Below are 211 nucleotides of genomic sequence, written 5' to 3' on the forward strand. Positions count from 1 at the left end.
ATTGAGCAGCTCCTTTTACAGCCTTGTCTTTACATGCTCCTTGGCTTATCAACCACTCTACCAGCCCATTATGTCCATATTGAACAGCTCCTTTTACAGCCTTGTCTTTATATGCTCCTTGGCTTACCAACCACCCTACCAGTTCTCTATGCCCACATTGAGCAGCTCCTTTTACAGCCTTGTCTTTACATGCTCCTTGGCTTATCAACCA

At 45.0% G+C, this 211-nt stretch carries 1 protein-coding gene; it reads right to left on the reverse strand.

Annotation, left to right across the window (positions count from 1 at the left end):
• On the reverse strand, positions 1–211 hold a 211-nt coding region (locus tag NF27_RS12435; protein WP_039456674.1), incomplete at both ends, for an ankyrin repeat domain-containing protein.

This window comes from Candidatus Jidaibacter acanthamoeba, from assembly GCF_000815465.1.
Taxonomy (GTDB): domain Bacteria; phylum Pseudomonadota; class Alphaproteobacteria; order Rickettsiales; family Midichloriaceae; genus Jidaibacter; species Jidaibacter acanthamoebae.